A 25,644-nucleotide genomic window follows, 5' to 3' on the forward strand; every position below is an offset into this window, starting at 1 on the left:
GTAATCAGTTCACTGCTGAGTACGTTGCTCTAATTCCAGCAATTTAAGGAGTTCTTTGTCATCCAGATGAAAGGCGAGTGCTTCAGGAAGCGGGCGTTCGAAGTCCCTGAGCCCACTCAGTTCGTAGAAAAGATTGTGCTCGTAGAATGCGTTAATTGCTGCGAGCTCCGGAACCAAATCCAGCATCGGCGTTGCATACGTATAGCCCGGTCGTACTCGTCCAATGTACTCAAGTCTCTCGCTGCAATCCGCACATCCTTCATTAACGCCCTTTTCCCACAAGCGGTAGGCATCCAGACGACGCCCTTCCATCCAGGCCAACTGCCCCAGACTCGCGTAGGCCGGGGCATAACCCTGTTTTACCGCGCACTCAAGCATCTGTTTGCCAACAGGATGAAGCTCTTTCGCCTGCGGGACGATATTTCCCCCGACTGATGCCATCGCCTGCGGGCTGCCGCGATCAACGGCGTCAGAAAGCAGCTTGTACATGGCGTCGTAGTCCCGGCCATAAAGAGAGGCTCCATAGCCAGCGACTACAATTGGTACACCCTGTTGAACAAATTCGTTGATTGTATCTGACGCTGCGGCAGCTTTTTCGGGGCTGGCCGGATAACGAAGCGTCCAGACACTGTCGAGATATGTGGCCTTCCAGCTCCCCTCTTTCACGGCAGCAGCGAGTAAACTCTCACGCTTTTCTTTATGCTCTTTATCCATCCAGAAGTTTTCGGTTTGGTCCCCTAGCGAGGCGTACTCCACGAGTTTCCTGAAAGCCTGCGCAGCCGCGGTGGACTCTTTCGGCAAAAAATCCGTCTCACTGCGGCAAACAAAATTCTTATCTTTAAACTCCGCCAGTAACTGTTTATTAACTGACAACTGGTCTGAACTGCCATACGAGGCAGGAAGGTGGTTAAAGTCTTCTAATTTTTTGTCACAGCCTGAAAGGATCGCCACCATAACCAGCGTAAAAACCGATAAAGATTTCATATTTTCCCTGATGACTTTCTGATTATCGTGAAGGGTATTCTTTAGCGACGTGATCCCTGGATCAGAAATTTTTCATCAATATCAATCCCCGTCGCACGACGCTGTGTTTCTTGACTGCTAATCGCCCGAGCCGGAGTGAAACCGGTCAGCCGAATAAATAATTCGGATACCTCAGTGCAAGAAACCCGGCTACCGTTAGCCCTGCTTGAATCAGCAGCGTCACCGAGAGCCCTTTCGGCCCTCGGCGGACAAACCAGTAAATAGCGTTCATCGCCATTGAAATCAGGTTGGTGAGCCACATGACGGCGAACGAGAAGAGAGACGACGGGACGAAGGCAGAGCTAGGCAATTGCAGTACATAGAGTGCGAATATCGTACCCAGAATCACAGTAGTGATCGAGAGGCAGGCAATCCAGCGGGTAAAACGTAAAACGCCGTGGGATATCATACCGATGTATATCCTTTCCAATTAGCTTTGCCCAAACAACGAATCATCGCTGCGGCGTGGTTCACGCCACTAAAGTCAATTGCCGCAATAGATAAAGCTTTCACTTGCAGCAACCTGGATGTTCATAGCCTTTGCGTTCATGGCAGTGTGACTGCTACTTACCCGTTCCGGATTGCAACCGCTCAGCCGAAGAAATACCCCCCGAAGAGGGATACAACAAAAGTGGCTAAACACACCCCTGCTTGAATCAGCAGCGTGACCGAAAGCCATTTCGGTCCTCGGCGGACAGACCAGTAAATAACGTTCAGCGCCATTGAAACCAGATTGGTGAACCACATCACGGCGAACGAGAACAAATACGATGAGACGAAGGAGGAGCTAGGCTTTTGCAGCAAATAGAGTGCGAATATCGAACCCAGAATCACAGTAGTGATCGAGAGGCAGGGCATCCAGCGGGTAACACGTAAAGCTTCGTCGGGCATCATACTGGTGGACTTCCTTTCAGCACTTTGCCCGAATGGGTGAGCTATCGCTGCTGGCAATGGCTTGCTTGAGTAGGTAATAGATCCTTATTGGATCCAAAAAACGCAATCTTACTGAATTCGCCTGAAAAGCCAAGCGCCAATGTTTTTTGGCGCCAGCCACTCTCAGTCTGGTTGACCTCGCCCGGAAGCTTTAACCGATGTTCCTTCCCGCCGGTCCCAACAATTGATTGTTTTAAAACACCCTGCTGCCATCAAGGCACAGCCCGGTATCCATAACAGACTGTGTGAAAACTACTGCGCTCGGCAATACGGCGTTAAAAACAGCCGAAAAATGCTCATTTAGAATACCTAGACTCCGCTTTTTCGGCTGTTTTTGCCTTGTCTTACCGTCGCTCGCTACGTTTTCACACAGTCTGATAAGCCGGGATTTCCAGTGCCCAAACCTACTGCGAATAGCGCAATTCCTGTCGCGAACATTATGCGTTCTCCATAACCGATCCGAACTTGATAGAGCCTTCGACGGCCATGCCCCCCCCCTGAATCAAGGAACCACAATCTCATCATAAAACCACACACCCACTTCGCCATTCGGGCGCACATCCAGAACCTTCCCATCAGCACTCTGCATAACCGAATGATCAGACTCGATGGGCTTTCCCGTACGCCGATCCAGGGCCTGCGCCTCAGGTGGCGGGCTGAAGAGCAGGTAGCCTTGAAAACTGCTGACTTGAGCGCCGACAGGATAGTGAACAGGGCCGAAATCGGCTGCACTGTTCAACTCACCGCTCCACTTGAGCACATCACCGTCAGGCTTGTTCACGAGCATGCTCAGCCATCTCAGTTCCAGTCCCAGCAGGCGCGTCGGCGTGTCCGTCCTCAGCTCCCAGCTATCGCCCGAGTCGGAAGAGACCGTCAACGATCCCGGCCAGACAATGCCTCCCTGCTTGCTGCCTGGCGCCAGCGTGCAGCGGTTGAAACGCCATTCGGAGAACTTGAAATGAGCGCCGGATGGAAAGCGGAACTCGACCTTGCCCGGCTCACACCTCCAGCCTTGCAAGTCGGTAGCCGCCAATATTTCCACTATCGCCGAACCATGGCCCTGCCACAGTTCGAGCCAACGCACAGGTATGCCCATGATGTTACCGGGCGTACGTTCGAAGTCAGCGTGCTTGAGGCTCTGCATGCCGTAAGGCTGCGGAGTACCGCTCAGGTCGTTAAAGGGTTTGACGTCTTCCAGCTGGACCTGCGTGCCGGCCGGCAGCACCAGATCGCCCAGCACTTCTTCACGCTCCAGGCGCGGGTTATGTGCGCGCCAGTCAAGCCATTGGGTAACCCCGATATTGACGTAGGGCACGCTGGCGGCCGCCAGCACTACGAACATCAAGCCGAACAGCCAGGGCCGCGCCAGCATGGAGCGTCTGTAACGAGGGATAAGAAAAGCCAGCAGGCAGGCTAAAAATAGCCAGAGAAAAACCTGGGAAAAGATGAAGATCATGGAACCGATCATCATGGCCAGGGGATTAATCGGGATCATGGACGTCCTTGTAAACTCATTTCAAATCGCGAAGGATAATCCAGACTGCGGCACTTTCCCACGTGCCGACAAACTAAGTCCTGACCAATCAAGGAAGTCACTCCGCATGATGCCTGACAGCGCTTGCCGTATTGACTGCCGATTTTTCTGCTCACGAACCCGAATATATTTTTAACTGAATAGCAGTGTCCGAAGCTGGCAACAACGCCGGAATACCAGGGAAGTACAACACATGAAATGCGCAGGATTCTGGAAGTATGCGTTATGGGCTGCGGCGATCGGTTATAGCGGTATGAATAATGCCGCAGCGTTACCCCAGGGCTGGCAAATCCAGCCAAGCGCTGCCGAGGACGTCGACAAAGGGCTTCCATCGGCTTTGCAATCGTCGGAGCTGGCGAAAGATGGGCGCAGGCTTGCTGAGGTGCACATCGTCGTGGCCCTGCCCTACAACCAGGTACTGCCGCAAGTCATCTCTGCGTTGCGACCCCTGGGGCGCCTGGACGAGCGGTCCGGTGTGGAGCCGTTGTCCAAACTGGAGGAAGAATGGGGCAATGTGCTGTTGACGCGCCGTCCTGATCTTGTACGGGAACTGGTCCGACAGTTCGATCTACCCAAGCTGCAACAAGACGTACGCGACGGCGCTCTGGCTGAATCAGAGATACCCGAGCGTATAGCCCTTATTGAACGGACTATACGCTTTCAATCAGACAGCAAGCGCATGGCCCCGCTGACCGAGCAGTATAAATCCTGGATCGGCAGCGCTGAGCATAAGCATGGAGCAACAGGCCGCAGCAGCGGTCGTGTCATTGCGCGCGTGATGCAGCTTGACCCTGTTTTGGGTCGCCCCGCAACAGTGGTCTATTTGACGCGAAACGATGAGTATCCGAACCCCGACGCCGGGTTCTTCGGCCGGATGCGCGAGCTGGCCGAGCTCGACATTTTTCACCCCTCCGCGCCCAAAACCCTGCATCGCAGCATCGTGCCAGGTGAGGTGTTCAGCCCGGTATTCGATGCGTTGAGCAAGCTGCCCAAAGCTAACGTGGAACTGGGTGCAAGCCCGGACCAATGGCGCGCGCCCTCCAGGCCAATCTCTTTTGTAACCGAGCCGAAGCTCACCCTGCCGGACACCAAAGCGAAGGTACTCGAGGCGAAAGCGGTCATGTCCATTAAGTCCCCGGACAACTTCATCGTCCTGGGCGATGGCAGTGTTCTGATCATCCGTAGCTACCCGCGCGCATTGATGCGCTGGTCGCCTGACGCCGGCGGTGAGCTGCGGGAACTATGGACCTCGACGGAGGAAAAGTCGCACCAGTGGCAGCTGTCGCGCGATGCGACTGGGCAATCGGGGTATCTGACGACGGACGGGCTCATTGTGCGCTTTGACGCTAAGACCGGTTCTCTGTTCAAGCACCCCATGGCCTTCGAAAAAACGACCAAACCGGACGACTACATAAAGTATTTCCACGATGGAAACGGCGTGCCGTTACCCTATGACCACAGCCTTAGCGGGGGGCGCGACACGCTCAATGTCTGGCAAGCCAACGCGCAACCCGCTGGCGACGGTACGCCCTGGAATTACACGTTGCGCTTTGCCTCCCCGCGCCAGGACATGATGAAAGGTTCCCTGCGCGGCAATAGCCTGATCAAGCCTGTAAGCTGGGACGGCTTCATGCCCAACACATGGGTCGAAGACGTTTACGGCCTTGCCGAACTCGATGGAAAAACCGGCAAGGTGTTGCGCGTGGTGAAGTTGCCGCGCCGATTGGGCGATGTGGACCGCAACGATGACACTGGCATGGCACCCTGGGACCCTGCGTCTTTTGGTTCCGTCAAAGGTGGATGGATCGCGGTCGGCTTTGTATTGGATGAAGGGAAGCAGGTCAATCCCGGTATGCACGTTGTCGACATTGCCAGTGGCAAGGTGCGCTATTCACTGACCTTGCCCGGACGGGACTCGCTCAAAACTGCGGTGGGTTCGCCCAACGGCCGTCTTCTGGCACTCGGCAGCGGTGGCAAAAACTCTGCTGTGCTATGGAACCTGGAAACCGGTCGCTCACTCACCCTCGGAACTGAAGCCTCAGGATGCAAGGAGTTTGAGCAACTGCAATGGAGCCCATCCGGGGAGCGTCTTTGGGGAAGTTGTAATAACGGACTGGTCGCCTGGGATGTGCCTTCGGCCTGGTGAACTGGCCTGCGTCGATCAGTGACGCAAGTTAATATTCATGTCGCGTAAAGCCGCTTTATCCCATCAAGCGCTGGAGCCCAGCGCTATAATGGGACTCGTCCCTTGGCCTTATACACACCTGTCAGACTGCTGTCGTGGGTGAGCACGCAAGTTCCTGAGTTTTCAAGAACCGCACGCACCCCACATCAAGGATGAGTATCAGGTGCCCTCCTGAACTTCGCCTGATGCCTGGCACTGGTCAATATGCTATAGCGAGTGGTACGCGAAACCTTCTTTGTCAGAAAGCGCTCGAACACTGGGTCGAAAACGGCACGCTCCAGATTTGGCTGTTCATCGCGCAAATAACGCTCGCAGAGTGTCCGGTAGTCTTCAAGAGCAATGAAACGTTTGATCCAGTAGTGATAGAAGTACCCCATCAAAAAGCCAAGACTGAAGTCGTGATCAATCACCGAGTGGGCGCAGCATTCGAAATCGATCAGGCGCAAACTTCCATCCGGCCCGATCAGAATATTTTTAGGATGAGGGTCCATGTGTACATAACCCTCGCTGAGCATCTGCTCGAATAACCGGAATACCTGTGGCAGCAGGTTCCTGGAATCTTCAGGACACGCGATGAGTCGATCATCAACGCTGCAATGCTGATCGAAAAAACCCAGCAGTAAATATTCCTCCTTGATAAACGGAAAACGCGCCCTATACCCAAAGCCTGCTACGCGTGGAACGTTGATCGAACGAGAAGATACCGCTGAGAGATTGATGAATTCGTTGGTCAAGTCATGCAGTCCGCTAACCCGTTTCAGGCCGAGGTAGTTCTGCAACTGCTTTTTCCAATGCGGCAGTCGGTTGTATTTCAGTACCCACTTGCGCTCCCCCTCCAGCAGAAAAACCCCGCGGTTCGGCTCGGGCACGTCCAGCGTGGCATGCTGCTCCGGTGCGATGATGAGCTGCCGTACCAGCGCAGCCAATTCATCTCGATAGCGGGGTTCGAAATGGAAGGTCAGGCCATGAATATTCTGACTGAGAAGTCCGCGGGTCAAATCCTGAAGATGACGCATCTGCATGTCCGTATTAATGCCAACAACGGTATAAACTTACGTGCGCCACATGGACTTGTGTAAGCAGGAAGGAGCGAAATAACTCTGTACCGCAGATCGTACGTTATTGTCGCCAAAACAGCACGAACGCTGAACTCTCCCGCCAGACAACGCTCTAGACCCTCTCGCCGATATTTGCCTGGCATCGACGATGCAACTCCTGTCACCTTTTGAGATTTGAACACGCATGTCTATTCAGCAACCATCCGGGCACGTTTTGCCCGCGCGCTCCGCAGCCAAAATGGAAGCCGCCATGGCCGTTGGCGCTTTTGCTATCGGTACTGGCGAGTTCGCGATCATGGGGCTGATGCCCGATATCGCCAACAACCTGCAATTGAGCGAACCGCAGGTGGGCCACGCTATCAGTGCCTATGCGCTAGGGGTGATGGTTGGAGCGCCGTTGCTGGCGATTCTGGGCGCCAAACTGCTCCGCAAACATCTGCTGTTATTGCTGATGGCGCTGTACGCTCTGGGCAACCTGGCGACTGCGTTTACTCCTACATTTGGCAGCCTGATTGCCTTTCGTTTTATCAGCGGCCTGCCCCATGGCGCCTATTTCGGCATTGCTGCGGTGGTGGCTTCGAGCATGGTGCCCTCCAATAAACGTGCGGGCGCGGTAGCAAGGGTAATGATGGGCCTGACCCTGGCGATGTTGCTGGGTAACCCGATCGCTACTTTTCTCGGTCAATTCTTCGGCTGGCGATCTGCATTTGCCCTGGTAGGGGCTATCGCGCTTTGCACGATTGGGTTGGTCTGGCGCTTCGTGCCTGATCGCCGCGATGAACCGCGCAGCGATCCTCGCAAGGAGCTCCTCGCGTTCAAGAAACCGCAGGTCTGGATGGCCCTTGCGATTGGGGCGATTGGTTTTGCCGGAATGTTCTGCGTGTTCAGCTATCTGGCACCGACGATGCTGGAGGTGACCCGGGTTACGCCGCAGTGGATTCCCTTTGGTCTGGCAGCATTCGGGGTCGGCGGCATCATTGGCAATATCGTCGGCGGCAAACTGTTCGACCGCATGCAATTTCGCGCCGTGGGTGTGCTGCTGGTCTGGTCGATGGCAGTGCTGCTGTTTTTCCCATTCGCAGCGGGCTCGTTGTGGGGCGTCATGCTGGGTATCGCCCTTGTCGGAACGATGGTCGCACTGGCGGCACCACTGCAGATCCGCTTGATGGACATTGCCCACGAGGCACCCAGCCTGGCGGCAGCGTCCAACCATGCCGCGTTCAACCTGGCCAATGCGCTGGGCCCATGGTTTGGCGGGATGGCTATCACCGCCGGGCTCGGCTGGACGAGCACCGGGTATATCGGTGCCGCCACGGCCTTGGCCGGTCTGGGTGTCTACCTGATTGCGCGCCGTATGAACGGTGGGGATTGAGCGACATCGTTGTAATTGAGCGTAAGGAATACCATGACACTGACCGCAAACCGCCTGATCGACATCGCGATGTCTAACCCGCTGAACGCTGAAATAGTCAACCGGCTGCCGTCTCTGGGCCTCAGCCAATGCATGCTCACCGCGGGATGCATTTTTCAGGCGGTATGGAATCAACAATCAGGTCAGCCGCCTGCGTGGGGCGTGAATGATTACGACGTGTTTTACTTTGATGAAGACCTGTCTTGGGAGGCAGAAAACGAAGTCATCGAAGCCGCCGCACAACTGTTTCAGGATCTGGGTGTAAACGTCGAACTCAGGAATCAGGCGCGCGTGCATCTCTGGTTCAGTGAGCGATTCGGGCATCCCTATGCACAACTCCACTCAGCCAGACAGGGCATTGACCGATTTCTTGTTGCTGCGACGTGTATTGGTCTGGATATCGATACCCTGGAAGTCTATGCCCCGCATGGACTTGCCGAACTGGAGCAAGGCATTCTACGAATCAACCCGAATTACGCTCATCCCGAAATGTTTCTGAAAAAGGCGGCCAGCTATCAATGTCGCTGGCCTTGGCTGCGGATTGTTTAGCAACAAGTCAGCACTGGCGTAACGGCGCTATTCAACCTTCGTGCCCTGGTGAAAGGTCATCTGCCAGATGTCCCGATGCTTACGCCAGATCGAGCTACGCAAAGAGTTCACTGTGCTTTGGCACACATAAGTGATGAGTACGACATCAGCCGCCAATGCCCGCACCTGAACGTCACTCATGGACCGCGAAACAAAGGCCTCGGACTTTAAACCCGTAATCACATCGTCCTTGGTCCACACCCTGCCACTCGCACTAAACTCCATGAAGTCATCCGCGATCAAGGCCAGTACGGTTGCCTCGTCAGCACGCACGTCCTGTTGGAGCAAACGATGCTCCAGATCTTCTATGTGAGCATGAATATTCATCGTCGCCTTCCCTGAGTGATGGCCGGGCTTCAGAAGAATATTATTGCCTGAATAACAACCGCTCATGGTCATTTAGTCATAGAGGTGTGCCACCTGGAGGGAACGTAAAAAAGCGACCAGCCTGTAAAAAAAATGCTATAGCAGCTATTCGAACAGGGGTATTCAGACGAATGGATGTAAAAACTGGGGTATTAACAAAAAAAACGCCTCTAACCGTTTACCAAAGCGCTAATCACAGCAATGAAGTCGTCATAATTTGATACTGTGTCATCGGATTTTTCGGGACGAATGCTATTCGGCCTTCTTCAGCTCATCACCTGAGCCTGTGCGTACCGTCTCAAAAGCCTTCAAAGGGGAAAGTTTTGACCGCGATCGACACTCATGCATCTCTGCAGGCTGCAATTGATAACTGCGCGCGCGAACCCATTCGCACGCCGGGTAGCATTCAGCCTCAAGGGTTCCTCATCGTTATTGATGAACCCGGGATGACGATCGTTCAGATCAGCGAAAACATTGCCCAGTGGCTGAATCTCGATCATGACGTGTTGCTGGGCAGCCACCTTGATTCCCTGGTCAAAGATGGCTCGGCATTCGTCGGGCAGTTGGGTGAACTGGACGAAGATGAAGCGCAGCCTTACCACGTGGGTGACGTCACCTTTCTCAAGGGTGATCGTGCCGGTCAACACGTTGCCATGATGTTGCACCGTCACGAAGGCGTGCTGATTGCCGAGTTCGAACCGGCAGGTGACACCGTAACGGCGCATGGCAAGTTGTATCCACTGGTGCGTGCGTTCATCAGCCAGATGCGTGAAGAAGAAAGCGTCGACGAGCTGTGTGAACGCTCGGTCCGTTTTATCAAGCGCATCACCGGCTTCGGACGTGTTAACTCTTACCGTTTCGATGAGGCCGGTAACGGTGTGGTCAATGCCGAGCTGGCTGACGCGGACATGCCCAGCTATCTGGGCCTGTGTTTCCCGGCGTCGGATATTCCGGCTCAGGCACGTGAACTGTATTGCCTCAACCGCATCCGGATTATTGCCGATTCGAACTACACCCCGTCAGCGATCATTCCTGGCACCAACCCAAAAACCCGGCGCCCTCTCGACCTGAGTTACGCGACACTGCGCAGTGTATCTCCGGTCCACTTGCAGTACATGCGCAATATGGGCACCGGCGCCTCCATGTCCATCTCGATTGTGGTTGATGGTAAATTGTGGGGCCTGATTTCCTGCCACAACCCCACGCCGCACCCTGTCAGTTTCCAGACACGCTCAGCCTGCGAGCTGCTTGGCCGGGTCTTGTCGTTGCAAGTGGAAACCAAAGAGGCTCACCTGCGTAGCCATCGCATGCTGAGCCTGCGCAAGGACATCGTTCACATGCTGGCGGCAATGGCCGACCAAGACAGCGTGTTCAAGGGCCTGCAATCCCTGTCAGACACATTCATCAGGTTCGTGGGTGCCTGCGGCGCAGCCGTGGTTTCCGAGGAAGAGTGCCACTTGTTCGGTCAGACGCCTGCAGAGCGCCATGTTCAGGCACTTGCCGAGTGGCTGGCCGAACGTGGTGGGCCCAATGTCTTTCATACCAACAACGTCAGCCTCGATATCGCACCAATCCCGGGCCTGGCCAAGTCAGTGAGTGGTGTGCTGGCAGTGTCGATTTCCGAGCTGCATTCGAACTACCTGATCTGGTTCAAACCAGAACAGGCGCGAGTTGTTCACTGGGCAGGAAAACCCGAGAAAGCCGTCGATAAAAACGGCGCACTGAGCCCCCGCCTGAGCTTTGAGCTGTGGAAGCAGAATGTCGAAGGATATTCGTCTCCCTGGGAAGACGCCGAGCTGGAAGGAGTGGCGGAACTGCGTCTTGCCGTTCTTGGCATCGTGTTACGCAAAGCCGAAGAAATGGCGCAACTGGCCATGGAGCTCAAGCGCAGCAATAAAGAACTAGAAGCATTTTCCTACAGCGTTTCCCACGACTTGCGGGCGCCTCTTCGGCATATCGCAGGTTATGCCGAACTACTCAAGGACATGGAAGAGGTCAACCTCTCCCACCGCGGCCAGCGCTTCCTCGACACCATCGGCGAATCAGCCAAGTTTGCCGGTACGCTGGTGGACAATCTGCTGAGTTTCTCTCAGATGGGGCGCTCTGCCATGCGCCAGTCAGAGGTCAACCTGACGGCCATGGTCGAATCGATCCAGCGAGAAATGCAGCCCGATTACGAAGGCCGGACCATCGAGTGGCGGGTTGGCAATTTGCCAATCATCATTGCCGACCCGGCCTTTTTACACCTGGCGATGCGCAACCTGCTCGCCAACGCAATCAAATACACCCGCAATGAAACCATTGCTGTCATTGAAATAACTGCGGTTCAGGAGTCTCAAGGTGTTGTCGTCAGCGTTCGTGATAACGGCGTGGGCTTCGATATGCAATACGCCGACAAATTGTTTGGGGTCTTCCAGCGCTTGCACCGGATGGAAGAGTTCGAAGGCACCGGAATTGGCCTGGCCAATGTCCGACGAATCATCGAGCGCCATGGCGGCACCGTTCACGCGCAAGGCGTTCTGGGCGAAGGAGCAACGTTCTCTTTCACCCTTCCTTACAAAACACCTGAACCCAGTCGTCTGAGTACGAAGGAAAAATAATGCTCAAGCCAATTCTGCTGGTTGAAGACAACCCCAACGATCTGGAACTGACCCTGGTTGCGCTCGAACGCAGCCAACTGGCCAACGAAGTGATCGTTCTGCGCGACGGCGCGGAAGCCCTTGACTACCTGTTCCGCCGCAATGCTTACGCCGATCGCGTGGACGGTAATCCGGCGGTCCTGCTTCTGGACCTGAAACTGCCCAAGGTCGACGGGTTGCAGGTACTGGACGCCATTCGCCATTCCGATGATTTGCGCAGCATTCCGGTAGTCATGCTCACCTCCTCCCGCGAGGAAATGGACCTTTCACGCGCCTATGAACTGGGTGTTAACGCATACGTGGTCAAGCCTGTCGAATTCAAGGAGTTCGTCAGTGCCATCTCCGATCTGGGTATTTTCTGGGCCGTTCTGAACGAACCACCACCAGGTTCTGTCAGAGCTCAGCGTCGTACCAGTTCCTGACCCTAAATTGATTAAGCGCAGTCAGACTTAATGCCACTGAACGAATTAAAGATCCTCCTCATCGAAGACAGTCCGCAGGATGCGGAATTGACCCTTTTGTCCCTGGAGGCCAGTGGTATCAAAGTTGACTCGACCCTGGTGCACAATCACCAGGGTGCCTCCCAGGCGCTGGGCCAGGAGGTATTTGATGTGGTGCTGTGTGACTTCCTGCTGCCGGGTTCTTCCGGCGCAGAAGTCCTGAAAATTGCCCAGCAACTAGCGCCAGAAACCCCCTTCATTTTTCTCTCAGGCATTTTCGGCGAGCAACAGGCCGTGGAAATGATGCGCCTGGGTGCGGTCGATTACGTCCTTAAGCAAAACTTCAAGATGCTGCCCAAGGCCGTCAGGCGAGCGGTATCGGAAGTACGCGAAAGGACTCAGCGCCGTGCAGCGGAAACCGCCCTTCAGGACGTCGAAGTGCGGGCCAGACTCGCCATCGAAGCAGCAATGATGGGCGTCTGGGAAATTCAGCCATCCACCGGCCGTATGCTTTGGGATGAGCGCTGTAACGCCTTGTATGAAATCCTGCCCAACACCGTGGTCAACCTGCCTTTTCTTCTGGAGCGCTGCCATCCGGATGATCGCGCGCTCCTGGACTCAAAGATCAGTGCGGCCATCGCCAGGGAATCCGACTACCAGATCGAATATCGCGCGCTGATGCCGGGTGGCCGATCACGCTGGCTGTTCTCCAGTGGCCGCTCCGTGTTCGAAGACGGCCAATGTGTGCGCATCACTGGCGTCATGCAAGACATCACCGAGCGCAAGCAGGCGACCCGGGAGCTCGTTGAACTGAACGAGGTGCTGGGCGCCCGTATTGAGCAGCGTACCCGTGAGCGGGATCGAATCTGGGAGTTGTCCAGAGAGCTGCTGGCCGTGTTGCAACTGGACATGACCCCGATATCGTTCAACCCGGCCTGGGAAGCGACATTAGGCTGGTCCCATGAACAAATCAGCCAGATGCGCTTGTGGGAGTTGATCCATCCGGAAGACTTCGACACCACTCTCCACGAGCTGGAAAGCATCGCTCAGGGCAATGTATCGACACGTTTCGTCAACCGGATGAAGCATAAATCAGGTGATTACCGCTGGCTGTCCTGGACCATCGTGCCCGAGGACGGCTTGATGTATGCCGCCGTTCGCGACATCACTGAGGAGCGTGCGGTCATTGATGAGCTGGCTGCAGCCAACCAGCGCCTGCGTTCGCAGATCAGTGAGCGGGAACGCATCGAAGCCGACCTGCAACAAATGCAGCGTCTCGAAGTGGTGGGCCAATTGACCGCCGGTGTGGCGCATGACTTCAACAACCTGCTGACCGTGATTCTGACCAGTACCACTTTCGCGATCAGGGATATCGAACGCGGCACGCTGGACAAGACCGTCAAGCGCTTGCAGAACGTCAAGGATGCTGGCGAGCGCGGTGCCAGACTCACTGCCCAATTGCTGTCGTTCTCTCGACGCCAACGCTTGCAACCCACAGCGATCAATCTCAACGACACTATTCGCGGCATGGGCACCCTTCTCGGTCGCGCACTGGGCGGCAGCATCTGGATCGAGACCGATCTGGCCAGTGATCTGTGGTACGCCATGGGCGATCCGACCCAGACCGAGATGATTATTCTCAATCTCGCGATCAATGCGCGAGACGCCATGTCCATGGGTGGGTCGCTGTGCTTTTCCACGTTCAACGCGGAAATCACTCAACCTGCGGTCCGTCCCGAGGACCCGGAGCCCGGCAAATATGTGGTGCTGGCCATCCGTGACTCGGGCAGTGGCATGAGCCCCGAAACCTTGCTGCGCGCGTTCGAGCCGTTCTACACCACTAAAGATGTCGGCAAGGGTTCAGGTCTGGGCCTGGCTCAGGTGTTTGGTTTTGCCAAGCAGTCAGGCGGCGGCGTGATGATTGAAAGTGAACTGGGCGTCGGCACCCGAGTTCTGGTCTATCTGCCCAGCGTGGATAAACCTGCTGTCCTGCCGGAAGAAAAGAATCCGAATCAGGCTCCGGCGCGGGTGGGTGGTTCACACACGATTTTGCTGGTAGATGATGACCCTGAGGTTCGGGCCGTGACCGTACAGATGCTCGAGTCCATGGAGTACAAGGTCAAACAGGCCAAGGACGGTGCGATGGCGCTGTCGATGCTGGACCCGAGCGTTGATCTGGTGCTGACTGATTTCGCAATGCCGGGCATGACCGGTGGCGAGCTGGCCAGCCTGATCCATAAAAAGTATCCCACCCTGCCCGTGCTGTTTGTCACCGGCTACGCCGATACCGACGTGTTGGGCCTCACTGGCTCCGCGGTGGTACAAAAGCCGTTTAACGAGATCGAGCTGAGAAACAAGCTGCACGACGTCTTGAGCAGCGCAGGCCGTCGCTGACACTCCTTTGTTGACCTCTCCTAAATCAGCAGGGCTGCGCCAATCTCGGTCAGCCCACTGATGATGTGCTGGGTGTACGGAAACGCCGGATCTTCATCCAGCACCCGCTCCGACACCAGCAGCCCCTCCTTTACCAATACATCCACAGCCACTACGCACTCCGTGATGGTTGGAACGCGTGCCTGGGAGCGAATCAGTCGGGTGTAAATCTGGCCGAACGTAAGCTTTCTGGAGCCTGCAAGATTGAGCGCCCGGACGGCAGTCAATACCGCGAGGTCAACCCTGTATCGGTCATCGACGGTTATCAGTCGGGGAGAATCAGCAAGGGGGGACGGCATAAGCGAAGGCATCTGAAGAATAAGTCGAAGAGAAGATGCTCTTCTGCCACAAACAAAAATCATAATAATGCGCAGACTTTTACATCGCATGCGCACGATCACATGCCCGCGTGGCAAACCGAGACTTTAGATATTAATTATCGCAGCTGGACAAAAAACTCTTTAATTCACAAAGCGCCTGAAAACAGCGATAACCTGTTTATAAAAAAACATTAAACAGAAGAAGCTCACCAATAAAAACACCAACTATCCACAGTGATCAAAGCTTACCAGAACGCTAAACCTAACTGCAATTAGGTTTACTAAATAGCAATTTTTAACTGATTTACCACCATAAAACTGAATTTAAAATCAATTAAATCTATTTTTGTTAGCATTTTTCACCAAGAAATCACGTTAAAACCGTTATTAACAGCCGACAAAAGCTCGGAAAAACAGGAAAAAACAGCGGTTAAGGCCAAGTGCCACCATTTAATAAAAACATTTAGATAAATACTCTATTGGTCAGTGAACTTTTAATCCTGGCGCTGGACTTAACGTTCGGCTGATGGCCGCAACCGCGTTTATTTATTTCCCCGAACCATTAATCGAGATTTAGTCGATGACCAGACCCATGCTGTCTGTTTTCAGCGCAGTGCTACTCTGCGCCCATAGTTTGTCTGCCCTGGCGGCCGACTCCAGCTCTGCAACCAACACTGCAACTTCCACGGAACAGATTCGCGTGCAGGTCGAGGCCAAGCGCGACCAACTGACTGGCGTTGCCAATGTCAGCACAGCAACGGCAAAAGGCCCTTCTGCCGTGCTCGACGCACCGGTGGTCACCGATGACGCTCCAGCGCAGGCGCAACGTCCATGACCCCTTCCAACTATCAGTCGATTGCCTACGCAAAAAGGACGCCCGCCTTGTCAGCCTTCAAACACACCCTCGGCCTGAGCCTGCTGACCTTCGGCATTCTGCAAGCCAACATGGCACTCGCAGCGGTGACGCCAGCCACCGGCAACGAGGTTGAAGCCCGTGTCAGCTCGATCCTCGACAACATGAACCAGTCCGAGAAGATCAACTTCACTCGCGTCAACGACGGACACATGATTCCGCCGCTGCTCAAGTGGGGCATCAAGGGCACCACGGCGTATGACTCGTCCATGGGCGTGCACGTCAACAACGCCACTTTTGGTGCGCAGTACCCGTCACAGTCAGCCCTCGCGGCGACCTGGAGCATCAACCGCGCCAAAGAGTTCGGCCTGGCCATCGCCTACGAAACCCGCATCTCGGGCGGCCAGCAAATGCTGTCACCGGGCGTCAACCTGTACCGCACGCCCTACAACGGTCGTTCTGCCGAGTACATGAGCGGTGAAGATCCATTCCTCGGTGCGGTTCTGGCTCCGGCGGTGGTCAACGCCATTCAGGCGCAAGGCATCCAGGCCAGCGGCAAGCACTACCTGGCCAACGAACAGGAAGCCAATCGTCAGGCGGTCAACGTCATCGCTGACGAACGCACCCTGCGCGAGCTGTATCTGCCAGGCTTCGAGTCGATGGTGAAAAACTCGAACGTCGCCTCGATCATGTGCGGCTTTAACAAAATCAACGGTGACTACGCCTGCGAAAACCACCACCTGATCACTGAAGTGCTCAAGGGCGAATGGGGTTATCAGGGCACTGTAATCAGTGACTTCAACGCCATTCACGATGCGTTCAAGGGTGCCTGGGCAGGGACCGATATCGACATGCCGTCGGGTCTGCAATTTACCGAAGCCAACCTGCTGCCGTATCTCTGGAGCGGTCAGCTGACCCAGAACGTCATCGATGACAAGGTCAAGCGCAACCTGCGCGCCATCGTCAGCTACGACTTCCAGGAAAACCTCAACACTGCGAAGACGCTGGACCATCCGGAGTACGGCGCACGCGCAGCATTGAACACCGCGCGTGAATCCATCGTGCTGTTGCGCAACGAAAACACCACTGAAGGCAAACCGCTGCTGCCACTGGCCAAGACTGCCAAAATCGCAGTGATCGGCGACTGGGCACACGAAGCACCGGCATCGCCATTCGGCACGGCCAACTCGCCGCCCAACAGCTACGTCACCGAGCTAAGCGGTTTGCAGCAACTGGCGTCGAGCAGCTCGAATGTCACTTATCTGTCCGAGCTGAGCCTTAACCCGAAATCCGCAGCCTGGTACCAGCCTGCCACGGGTAGCAACGGTGTGAACAACTCTGGCGTGAAAGCCGAGTACTTCTCCAACACCAGCTTTTCGGGCAGCCCGAGCGTGACCCGCGTCGAGCCGGGTGTGAACCTCAACTGGACCACCGGCACCAACGAAACCAACGCAGGCACCACCGCCGTATCCGGTTTCAGCCCGTCAGCGGGTGCGTTCTCGGCTCGTTTTACGGCGAACATCAAGCCGACGGTTTCCGGCGCTCACGTGTTCAAAGTGCGTGCAGACGGTCCTTACAAACTGTGGGTCAACGATGAGCTGGTGTTGCAGAGCGACGGCGTGCCGTACTCCGCCGACGTCGTGAACGCCATGACCACCTCTGGCAAAACCCCGGCGCTGGTGGCAGGCAAGTCGTACTCCGTGAAGCTTGAATACCAGCGCGTGCAGGGCAACTTCATCCCGGCACTGGGCGGTGTTACTGGCGTACAGATGAGCTGGGCTTCCCTGCGTCCGCCCAAGGATCTGTCGAAATACGACGCGGTAGTCGTCGCCACTGGCTCCAACTACGAGCATGAAGGCGAAGGTTCCGACCACGGTTTCGAACTGCCCGACCAACAGGCTGAGCTGATCAGCTTTGTGACCCGCGCCAACCCCAACACCATCGTGGTGATGCACGGCGGCGGTGTTGCAGACATGCAGCCTTGGGCAAGCAAAGTCGGCGCTACCCTGCAAGCCTGGTTCCCGGGTCAGCAAGGCGGTCAGGCACTGGCCGAAATCCTGTATGGCAAGGTCAACCCATCGGGCAAACTGCCGATCACCATCGACAAGAAAATAGAAGATAACCCGAGCTATGCGTCCTATCCGGACCCGGCTGCTTACCGTGGCAACAATGCCCTGACCGAGATGACCTACAGCGAAGGCCTGTACATGGGCTATCGCGGTTATGACAAGAAACACGCAAAACCGCTCTATCCGTTTGGCTACGGTCTGTCGTACACCACGTTCGGTTATAGCGATCTGAAACTGTCGACCAACGTGCTGAGTCCTGGCGCTACCATCGACGTGAAGTTCACGCTGACCAACACCGGCGACAAGGCTGGCTTCGAAGTGGCGCAGCTGTATGTGCAACCGGTGAAACCTGCGGTTGATCGTCCGGAGAAAGAACTCAAAGGCTTCACCAAGGTGTACCTGCAACCGGGCGAGAGCAAGACCGTCAGCATCCCGATTGACTCGCGCTCCCTGGCCTACTACGTCGACAAGACCGCGAGCTGGGATGTGGATGCAGGCAAGTTCAAGATTCTCGTGGGTTCCGACTCAGAGAACCTGACCCTGAACCGCACTTTGACCACGCTGTTCCCGGAACACCTGACCACCCGCGACAGCAACCCACTGCCATTGCCGCTGCGCAAGGCCGTGCAGGTTAACGCCGCACAGGCCTACTAAGCGTCAGCATTCAGGCTCAGGGATGAGCCTGAATGTCCTTCCCCAAGCGCCGCAAATAGATGTCGAACACCGCCATCACGTCCACCTCTTCAGGGCTTCTCAGCCACTGAATCTGCAAGCCATCCATGACCGAGAAAATTTCCTGGGCCATGGCCTTGATGTCAATGTCCGCGCGAATTTCCCCAGCCTCTATCAACGCCGTCAAATGACCGCGAGCATGATCATGGGTGAGATGAAAGCGTTCCTTGTGCCAGGAAAATGCCGGGTGTGCGTCAGACAGGCTTTCGGTATTCATCACCATTGACGCCTGACATTCGGCAGCGTCCTCGATACTGAACCCCATGCTCAACCTCAAGAACTTGAGAAAGCCGGTCAGTGTCAGCTCGGTCGTGAGATCGCGAAACCTCGAAGTCACCCGCTGATCTCGGCGCTCCAGCAGTGCAGCCAGCAACGCCTCTTTATTCGGGAAGTGATGCAGCAGACCTACGGTGGTAATACCGGCAAGCGCCGCGACGTCGCGCATCGAAGCACTGGTATAGCCGTCCCGGGCGAAAATAACCGTGGCCGCGTCCAGCAACGCAGTTCTGCGCATTTCCCCTTTGGGCGCTCTGCGACGCTTTGGCGAAAGCTCTTCGCCTGATTCATTCCCTGATTCGTCAACTGACATAAAAATCCGATAACAACTGCATTCAAATTTTCCCGACGCTCGCTGGCTGGGCCCGACGTATAAAGAATCGCCTGGCGGTGATGGACGCGACCCAGGTCGACGTCAATGCGATCAACGCGTTACCGGTAAACGTACCCGGCATCAACCCGCTGCTTCCGAACAGGTGCGTGCCCGCGAATATGAACGGCACTGTACCGATCGTTGACCGAAGCCAGGCAAACACAGCGACCAGCCATGGCCGCTGCATCGTCACGAACACCGCAATCGAGACGAAATCCAGGCCAATGAGCACCCACAAACCACCGCCAAACTGGCAGAACGCAAGAAACAGCACTCGGCCTTCACCTTCCAGGTCGTAGAAGTCCGCAACAGGCCCGCTTGCCAACAGCAACAATCCCCAGACAACCAGGCCATAGACAATGACCAGTTTGCGGGTAAAGGCAATTGCCGAATGGGTCCGCTGATCCAGATGAGCGCCGATATTCTGTCCCAGCACCGGTGCCAATGCACTCGGCAAGGCAAAAAAAGCGCAGTAGGAAAACTGCAAGACCCGATCAAGGACCGCCATTGCCGCCAGGGCCGAGGTACCGAAAGTAGCCACGCTCGAGACAAGATACGCCACCCCCACCGGGGTCGCCAAATTGCCCACCATGGCAGGCAAGGCAACCCTGAACGTGCGCCTGACATGCATGCGCAGCAGTTTGAGCTTGATGGACATCGTCAGCCCGACATGGCGACGTACCCAATACAGCCCCAGGCAGGCAGACATTAACGCAGACAAGGCATAGGAAAGGCCTGCGCCTTCCAGCCCCAGACCAAAGACGAAAATCAGCAATGGATCAGCAATAGCCAGTGTGGCAGCACCCGATAGCACCACCCACAGCGCCCGACGACTATCCCCGGCCGTGCGCAGGATTTGCGCCGTCATCTGCATCAACGACTGCAGCACACTGAACGGCAACGTCAGCCAGATAAACACCCGTGCTGCTTCATAAGTCGCAGCATCCGCACCTAACAGATGAGTCACCGGAACGATCAACGCCAGTTGCAAGGCAGCTGATAGTCCGCACACGATAAGCACCATCACCATCAGGCTGGCGGTGAAGCGCGAGACGGCCTTGGTCGCACGATGCCCGATACGCTCGGACAACACCGTCGCCGCCGCGATAATCAAACCGTTGGCCAAAGCACTGTTGAGAAAGATCAATACCTTGGCGATGCCGACCGCAGCCAGCAGCAAGGGCTGGTGCAGCACGGAGACATAGACCAGCGTCAGGATGTCTACCAGAAACACTGCGAACAGGCTCAGGGCGCCGGTGCTGGTCATCACCAGGATATGGCGCGCTATAAGCCCTTCAGTAAACTTCGCGCGGGCTACCGCCATCACATTCCCCAAACAGGCAATACTTCGCCAGCAGCAGTGGCGAAGCTCATTCAGGCGGCGATTCTAGCGGTGCGCAGGTTCGGTTGCTATCGCCGTTGCGCGATATCTACTGAGGGCCGACCAAGGGTGTGGAGGCCTTTGCGATTTACTCCGGCAGCGGCTGTGAAACCGGACGCCCCATCAACAGAACAGCGAGCAGAATGGAAAGCCCGACAAAGCCTGCGGCGGCGTAGCCAAGACTCTGCAGGCCGAACGAATCAATCATTCGGCCGCCCACTATCGCGCCCAGGCCGATGCCCAGATTGGCACCCGAAATGTTCAGTGACGCGCCAAAAGCCGTCGCGCCCTCAGCGGCTTTCATGACCCGCACATGGCTGACCAGAAACAACGCCGCCTGAGTAATCCCCCAGGTCGCCAAAGCCATCGCCAGAAAAACCGGCGAATGAATGCTCGGGATCAAAGCGACCATGCCCGCCACCATGAACGCGCAGAACACAATCGAGGCCATCAGCGGATGCTTGTCCACCGCTCGCCCGCCCAATGAGTTGCCGATCAGGCCCACGGCGCCAAACGCCATGAGGCACCAACCCACTACGGTGCCGTTGAAACCGGCCAGCCGTTCGAGGATGTCGGCGAGGTAGGTGTAAGCCGTGAACATCCCGGAGAACACCAGTACGGAAAGCAACACGTGGCCTTGCAGGACCGGGCTGCGCAGAACTTTCATTTGCTCGCGCAACGAAACGTCCTGACGGTTGACGTGAATGGTGGGCAGGTACACGAACAGCAGCAACGCTTTGGCCAGCGCCAGTACCGCGAGCATGCCGAACGCCATACGCCAGCCCACGGCATCGGCGACCAGCGTGCCCACCGGGATGCCAAACACCGTGGCGCAGACGATACCGAAAGTGATTTTTGCCATGGCCCGCCCTGCATGCTCAGGTCCAACCAGATCGACCGCAGTCTCGCTGGCCAACGCCCAGAACACTGGCAACCCGAGTGCAGGTATGAGTCGTGCAATTCCCATTACAGCGATATTGGGACTCAGCGCCGCAAGGGTATTGGCAAGTGCAAACAACACCATCACGGTGACGAAGAGCTTCTTGCGTTCAAAGCGCGCGAAATACGCCGTCAGGAATGGACCAAAACAGGCCACGGTGAAGGCGAACAACGTCACCAGCAACCCGGCTTGCGGGATGCTCACCTCAAGGTCCCGGGCGATACCCGGCAGCAGGCCAACAATGACAAATTCGGTCGTCAGCACAGTAAAGCCTGCGGCCGACAGCAGCAGAATGGGTAACAGCATTCGAACTCCAATAGCGAAGCGCCAGACGGAGGAACCCCGAGCTGGTTTTTAAAAGGTATGGTCAAGCTGATATGACTTGGCGCTGATCGCTCGTCGACCGGGCAATCAAAGCGGGAAGGAATTGTTATAGGCAAACAGCGGCCGACATTATGTCGATGCACCTTGATGAGGTCTACTGCAATAAGCGTCGTGTATCCATCGCTGCATGCCTGCCTGCAGCTTCAGCGCCCTGAAATTGTACTGCCGCCTGGGGCGGCATGGTTTGCCCGATCAGCGCTGTTCGTTGCACGATCCTGCGAAGCTGGACTGAATAGTAAATCGCGTTTCCTGTTGGAGCGAGGCTTGCCCGCGAAGAGGATAACGCGGAGTAACTGAGCTACCTCATCGCCTGATTCGCGGGCAAGCCTCGCTCCAACAGAGATTACGACCTGCCAGAGGAGCTCAAAGAGCACCTTCGTGATCTGTTCAAAATAAAAACAGCCACAGGACAAAGTGTACTGCCCACTCTGTCGCTCTCTGTAGCGCAGGGAGATTTCGCCTCTATGGCTAAATACCGGCCCACACTCTCTGACGATGAACCGTTTATGACTTCCCGCGATAACACCGGCATGGCCCTCGGTTTGCTCGGCGTTATAATTTTCAGCCTGACCCTGCCCATGACCCGCATTGTGGTCGAGGAAATTCACCCGCTGCTCAACGGCCTCGGTCGCGCACTTGTCGCGGCGATTCCGGCGGCAGCACTGTTGCTCTGGCGCCGGGAACGCTGGCCAACCCGGCAACAACTCAAAGGCCTGTGCTTCGTCATCCTCGGAGTGATCGTCGGCTTTCCGGTGCTTTCATCGTGGGCCATGCAAACCCTGCCCTCTTCCCATGGCGCGTTGGTTAACGGCCTGCAACCGCTGATCGTCGCCATGTACGCGGCGTGGCTGCACCATGAGCGGCCTTCCAAAGCATTCTGGGCATGCGCCGCACTGGGCAGTGCGCTGGTGCTGACTTACGCGATGATTCAAGGCGCTGGCAGTATCAGCAGTGGCGATCTGCTGATGCTGGCGGCCATCGCACTGGGCGGTCTGGGTTATGCCGAAGGTGGACGTCTGGCCAGGGAAATGGGCGGATGGCAAGTCATCTGCTGGGCATTGGTGCTGGCCTTCCCTTTGCTGCTGGGGCCGGTGCTTTACCTGGCATCACAGCATCAAGGAGCAATCAGCGCCCCGACGTTATGGGCCTTCGGCTACGTCACGCTGTTCTCGCAATTCATCGGCTTCTTCGCCTGGTATGCCGGGCTGGCCATGGGCGGCATTGCACGCGTCGGGCAAGTTCAGTTGCTGCAGATTTTCTTTACCATCGCCTTTTCTGCGCTGTGGTTTGGTGAGCACATTGACCCGTTGACCTGGGTATTTGCTGCAGGAGTCGTAGGCACGGTGGTACTCGGGCGCCGGACCACGGTCAAGGCGCCACAACCCATCAAGATCTGATCAAGCCCCCTCTGCAGCACGAGCGTTGACCGCATCGTCGAGAAACGCCTTCACCGCCAGCCACGATTGTTCATTGGCTTCAGCGTTGGCCGCAGGCGTGCCGTCAACGCTGTAGGTGGACGGTATGTTCGGCAACAGAATCGTATGGCCAGCGTGTTCAAAACTCAGGTGTTGCACGGGCCATGGATGTCCCGCCTCTTTCAGCCGCGAGTACGCCATTCTGGAAAAAAGCGCTGAAGGCCAGGCCGCATCATCCCCCGCAGACAGCAACAGGACGGGCCCACGAATTTTCTCTACCTCGATGGCGACCCGGCGCACGGCATCGTGATCCAGCAGCGCTGTGCTGATGGATTCGGCATTACGCAAACCGGCATCCCTGGCCGCCCATGAAGCGGTTTTATTGTTGTTCCAGAGGTGCACCAGTGGCTGTCCCCGATAGAGCCATGCCGGTCCGTCCCGGCCTACTGCCGGATCAGCCGCCGCTTGCCCACCATGCACCAGGGCGCTTGGCACATAACCGATGACCGCCGACACCGCCTCAGGAAACATACTGCCCAGCAGCAACACCAACTCACCGCCCCGAGACTGCCCGCTCAGCGCAACGAAATCATGGGCAGGCCGAACCTCACGTCGCACCCAGGCCAAGCCCGCGACGAAGTACTCCAAGGGCGTATTTGAAATGTAAGGCGATAAGCCCGGTGCCTTGAAATAGCCCAGCGCCAACGCGGCGTAACCTCGCGAGGCATAAAGCGCGGCTCGGGGTTCGTTGATCCCGCCCCCTGAACCGTTGAGCACAATCACAGCGGGATGCGACCCGACGCCAGGCGGCGTGAACAGGGTTCCGACCAGACCGTCCTCGCGAACCTCACGGCGAGTTACGCCTCCAGATGCGAGTCGCTGAATCAAGGTGACGGATTGCTCACTCCCCTCAAGGGATATTTGAGTCACCAAGGGTTGCAGCACGTCGTCTGGAAAAACATCAGCAGCACCAGACGCTTCTGGTCGCTGACTCCAGAGCAGGCCTGACGCAGAGACGCCTTCATAGCTGCCGGATACAGGCGCGTCGCGTTCCAGATCAACCTGCCCGGATGCATCGGCGATATACGTCGCAGAGCTGACCCAATACTGCCCGTTGCCACGCAAGGTGCGCGTGGAAAGCTCAACCTTTTGCGAGGGCTCCAGACCTTTTATGGAGATGCGTCGAGGCTCGTCCAGCAAACCGTCTGCGGGTGTCACGGAGAGTGTTGTCATGAGTTTCGCCTTATCACGCGCTGCGTGCTACCGGACCTTCAAATTCGTCGTGTGCGCACAATGTGAACAAGACAATGGAAAAAGCCAAATTCCTCTGCGGAATAACCTTAGGTCTTTTGCCGTTTTATCTATTGGCTGGAGTGATTTCGGATAGGTCGAGGCATTCCACAAAATCAACAGATGCCATTAGATACCCGGAAACTTCCGCCCCGTTCACAGGTCTTGATTGGGTTCAGATTAATGACGTATTTCATTGGCTGAAACTTCCCCCCGTAATCAAGGACGCAACATGAAAGACAGGAAGATTTTATCGCTGGCCGTTTTGCTCACCGTGCTCGCGGGCTGCTCCGACCCGAAAAAGGCCAGTGAAGAAAATTTCGAAAAAGCTGCACAAGCTTACCTCGACACTCTGTATCCGAGATGTCTGGTGGCCGCTAACTTTCCTACCGAGAGTCAGGAGTTCGACTACAGCGGTACAGACAAGGTCTTGCATACCTTGGCTCAAGTGGGGGTAGTTAAAGAAACTGAGCTATCTCGTAAAGAGATCCCGAAGAGCTTTGCTCAACCTGCTCGCACCGATATCCGCTATGCCTTCGACCTTACCGATGAAGGTCGAAAGTTCTACAAGAATGACGCCCGGAAACTTATGAACGGGACCACTGTTGGCGCCCTGTGTGTTGGCAAAGCCAAAATCGTCAGCGTCGACCAGTTCAGTGAGCCTGGCGACATGATGGGCCAGAAGGTTTCACGCGTGACGTACAGCTACAAGACCAGCGACTTGCCGAAATGGGCGTACGAAGAGTCCGTGCAAGCTGCCATCCGGGACTTGCCTGCAATAGTCGCCGCTGAAAAAACGCCGATCAAAGAAACACGCGGCATGATCCTGACCAATAACGGCTGGGTACATGAGCGGTTATTCGGCAAGTAACTGAACAATCAGGTAACTGAAGAATGGGGGCCTGGGTTGCCCCCATTTTTGCACCCACGCTTAGTCCAATAGATTATATAAACACTGCTAAATGTGATTATTCACGCATAACCGGAATTGCTAAGGTGCA

21 protein-coding genes are annotated in these 25,644 nt (G+C 56.0%); 10 read left to right on the plus strand and 11 right to left on the minus strand.

What is annotated here, in order from left to right:
• Positions 1-9: 9 nt before the first annotated feature.
• The 4 genes from RX972_RS05340 to RX972_RS05355 all read right to left on the minus strand — a co-directional run bounded on the left by RX972_RS05340 (position 10) and on the right by RX972_RS05355 (position 3,451).
• Positions 10-984: a hypothetical protein gene (locus tag RX972_RS05340; protein WP_316873143.1), complete on the minus strand. Its 975-nt coding sequence runs from the start codon at positions 982-984 to the stop codon at positions 10-12.
• A gap of 145 nt (positions 985-1,129) precedes the next feature.
• A complete protein-coding gene (locus tag RX972_RS05345) occupies positions 1,130-1,432 on the minus strand; it encodes a hypothetical protein (protein WP_027898995.1) in 303 nt (100 codons plus the stop codon).
• 182 nt (positions 1,433-1,614) lie between these two features.
• Positions 1,615-1,917, minus strand: a complete 303-nt coding sequence (locus tag RX972_RS05350; RefSeq protein WP_122808697.1) for a hypothetical protein — start codon at positions 1,915-1,917, stop codon at positions 1,615-1,617.
• A gap of 541 nt (positions 1,918-2,458) precedes the next feature.
• Positions 2,459-3,451 (minus strand): hypothetical protein, encoded by a 993-nt coding sequence (locus RX972_RS05355; RefSeq protein WP_316873148.1) that lies wholly within the window; start codon positions 3,449-3,451, stop codon positions 2,459-2,461.
• Between the two features lie 292 nt (positions 3,452-3,743).
• On the opposite strand from RX972_RS05355, the gene RX972_RS05360 reads away from it, so the two are divergent.
• Positions 3,744-5,636, plus strand: a complete 1,893-nt coding sequence (locus RX972_RS05360; RefSeq protein WP_316873149.1) for a WD40 repeat domain-containing protein — start codon at positions 3,744-3,746, stop codon at positions 5,634-5,636.
• 185 nt (positions 5,637-5,821) lie between these two features.
• Here RX972_RS05360 and RX972_RS05365 read toward each other — a convergent pair whose 3' ends face one another.
• A complete protein-coding gene (locus RX972_RS05365; RefSeq protein ID WP_316873150.1) occupies positions 5,822-6,691 on the minus strand; it encodes a lipopolysaccharide kinase InaA family protein in 870 nt (289 codons plus the stop codon).
• Between the two features lie 226 nt (positions 6,692-6,917).
• Here RX972_RS05365 and RX972_RS05370 point away from each other — a divergent pair, with 226 nt between their 5' ends.
• Together RX972_RS05370 and RX972_RS05375 are read left to right on the plus strand one after the other, a co-directional pair.
• Positions 6,918-8,105 (plus strand): MFS transporter, encoded by a 1,188-nt coding sequence (locus RX972_RS05370; RefSeq protein ID WP_027898989.1) that lies wholly within the window; start codon positions 6,918-6,920, stop codon positions 8,103-8,105.
• Positions 8,106-8,138: 33 nt separating this feature from the next.
• Positions 8,139-8,693, plus strand: a complete 555-nt coding sequence (locus RX972_RS05375; RefSeq protein ID WP_316873154.1) for a nucleotidyltransferase family protein — start codon at positions 8,139-8,141, stop codon at positions 8,691-8,693.
• Positions 8,694-8,720: 27 nt separating this feature from the next.
• On the opposite strand, the gene RX972_RS05380 is transcribed toward RX972_RS05375, so the two are convergent.
• On the minus strand, positions 8,721-9,059 hold the full coding sequence (locus tag RX972_RS05380) for a DUF4440 domain-containing protein (protein WP_027898987.1): 339 nt from the start codon (positions 9,057-9,059) through the stop codon (positions 8,721-8,723).
• Between the two features lie 362 nt (positions 9,060-9,421).
• Between RX972_RS05380 and RX972_RS05385 the strand changes: the two genes are divergently transcribed.
• The 3 genes from RX972_RS05385 to RX972_RS05395 are packed head-to-tail and all read left to right on the plus strand — an operon-like array spanning position 9,422 to position 14,571.
• Positions 9,422-11,698: an ATP-binding protein gene (locus RX972_RS05385; protein WP_316873157.1), complete on the plus strand. Its 2,277-nt coding sequence runs from the start codon at positions 9,422-9,424 to the stop codon at positions 11,696-11,698.
• Positions 11,698-12,159 carry a response regulator gene (locus tag RX972_RS05390; RefSeq protein WP_027898985.1) on the plus strand — a complete coding sequence of 154 codons (462 nt, stop codon included), beginning with the start codon at positions 11,698-11,700 and terminating at the stop codon, positions 12,157-12,159. The genes RX972_RS05385 and RX972_RS05390 overlap by 1 nt, the downstream gene beginning before the upstream one ends.
• Before the next feature lie 30 nt (positions 12,160-12,189).
• Positions 12,190-14,571 carry a hybrid sensor histidine kinase/response regulator gene (locus tag RX972_RS05395; RefSeq protein WP_122703739.1) on the plus strand — a complete coding sequence of 794 codons (2,382 nt, stop codon included), beginning with the start codon at positions 12,190-12,192 and terminating at the stop codon, positions 14,569-14,571.
• Positions 14,572-14,591: 20 nt separating this feature from the next.
• Here RX972_RS05395 and RX972_RS05400 read toward each other — a convergent pair whose 3' ends face one another.
• A complete protein-coding gene (locus RX972_RS05400) occupies positions 14,592-14,909 on the minus strand; it encodes a hypothetical protein (protein ID WP_231674759.1) in 318 nt (105 codons plus the stop codon).
• Positions 14,910-15,522: 613 nt separating this feature from the next.
• Here RX972_RS05400 and RX972_RS05405 point away from each other — a divergent pair.
• Both RX972_RS05405 and RX972_RS05410 read left to right on the plus strand, forming a co-directional pair.
• Entirely contained in the window at positions 15,523-15,765 is a 243-nt protein-coding gene (locus tag RX972_RS05405) for a hypothetical protein (RefSeq protein WP_122703741.1), read from the plus strand.
• Positions 15,762-18,506, plus strand: a complete 2,745-nt coding sequence (locus tag RX972_RS05410; protein WP_316873162.1) for a beta-glucosidase — start codon at positions 15,762-15,764, stop codon at positions 18,504-18,506. The genes RX972_RS05405 and RX972_RS05410 overlap by 4 nt, the downstream gene beginning before the upstream one ends.
• 16 nt (positions 18,507-18,522) lie before the next feature.
• Here RX972_RS05410 and RX972_RS05415 read toward each other — a convergent pair whose 3' ends face one another.
• From RX972_RS05415 to RX972_RS05425, 3 genes are all read right to left on the minus strand, one after another.
• A complete protein-coding gene (locus tag RX972_RS05415) occupies positions 18,523-19,173 on the minus strand; it encodes a TetR/AcrR family transcriptional regulator (RefSeq protein ID WP_316873165.1) in 651 nt (216 codons plus the stop codon).
• Positions 19,174-19,195: 22 nt separating this feature from the next.
• Entirely contained in the window at positions 19,196-20,557 is a 1,362-nt protein-coding gene (locus tag RX972_RS05420; RefSeq protein WP_316873167.1) for an MATE family efflux transporter, read from the minus strand.
• 145 nt (positions 20,558-20,702) lie between these two features.
• On the minus strand, positions 20,703-21,860 hold the full coding sequence (locus RX972_RS05425) for an MFS transporter (RefSeq protein WP_027898978.1): 1,158 nt from the start codon (positions 21,858-21,860) through the stop codon (positions 20,703-20,705).
• Between the two features lie 584 nt (positions 21,861-22,444).
• Between RX972_RS05425 and RX972_RS05430 the strand changes: the two genes are divergently transcribed.
• Positions 22,445-23,335, plus strand: coding sequence for a DMT family transporter (locus RX972_RS05430; RefSeq protein WP_316873170.1), 891 nt, complete (start codon positions 22,445-22,447; stop codon positions 23,333-23,335).
• On the opposite strand, the gene RX972_RS05435 is transcribed toward RX972_RS05430, so the two are convergent.
• Positions 23,336-24,586 (minus strand): acyl-CoA thioesterase/bile acid-CoA:amino acid N-acyltransferase family protein, encoded by a 1,251-nt coding sequence (locus RX972_RS05435; RefSeq protein ID WP_316873171.1) that lies wholly within the window; start codon positions 24,584-24,586, stop codon positions 23,336-23,338. It abuts the gene before it with no gap.
• 289 nt (positions 24,587-24,875) lie between these two features.
• Between RX972_RS05435 and RX972_RS05440 the strand changes: the two genes are divergently transcribed.
• On the plus strand, positions 24,876-25,514 hold the full coding sequence (locus tag RX972_RS05440) for a hypothetical protein (RefSeq protein WP_027898975.1): 639 nt from the start codon (positions 24,876-24,878) through the stop codon (positions 25,512-25,514).
• Positions 25,515-25,644: the final 130 nt, after the last annotated feature.

Source organism: Pseudomonas syringae group sp. J309-1, from assembly GCF_032582135.1.
GTDB lineage: Bacteria > Pseudomonadota > Gammaproteobacteria > Pseudomonadales > Pseudomonadaceae > Aquipseudomonas > Aquipseudomonas quasicaspiana.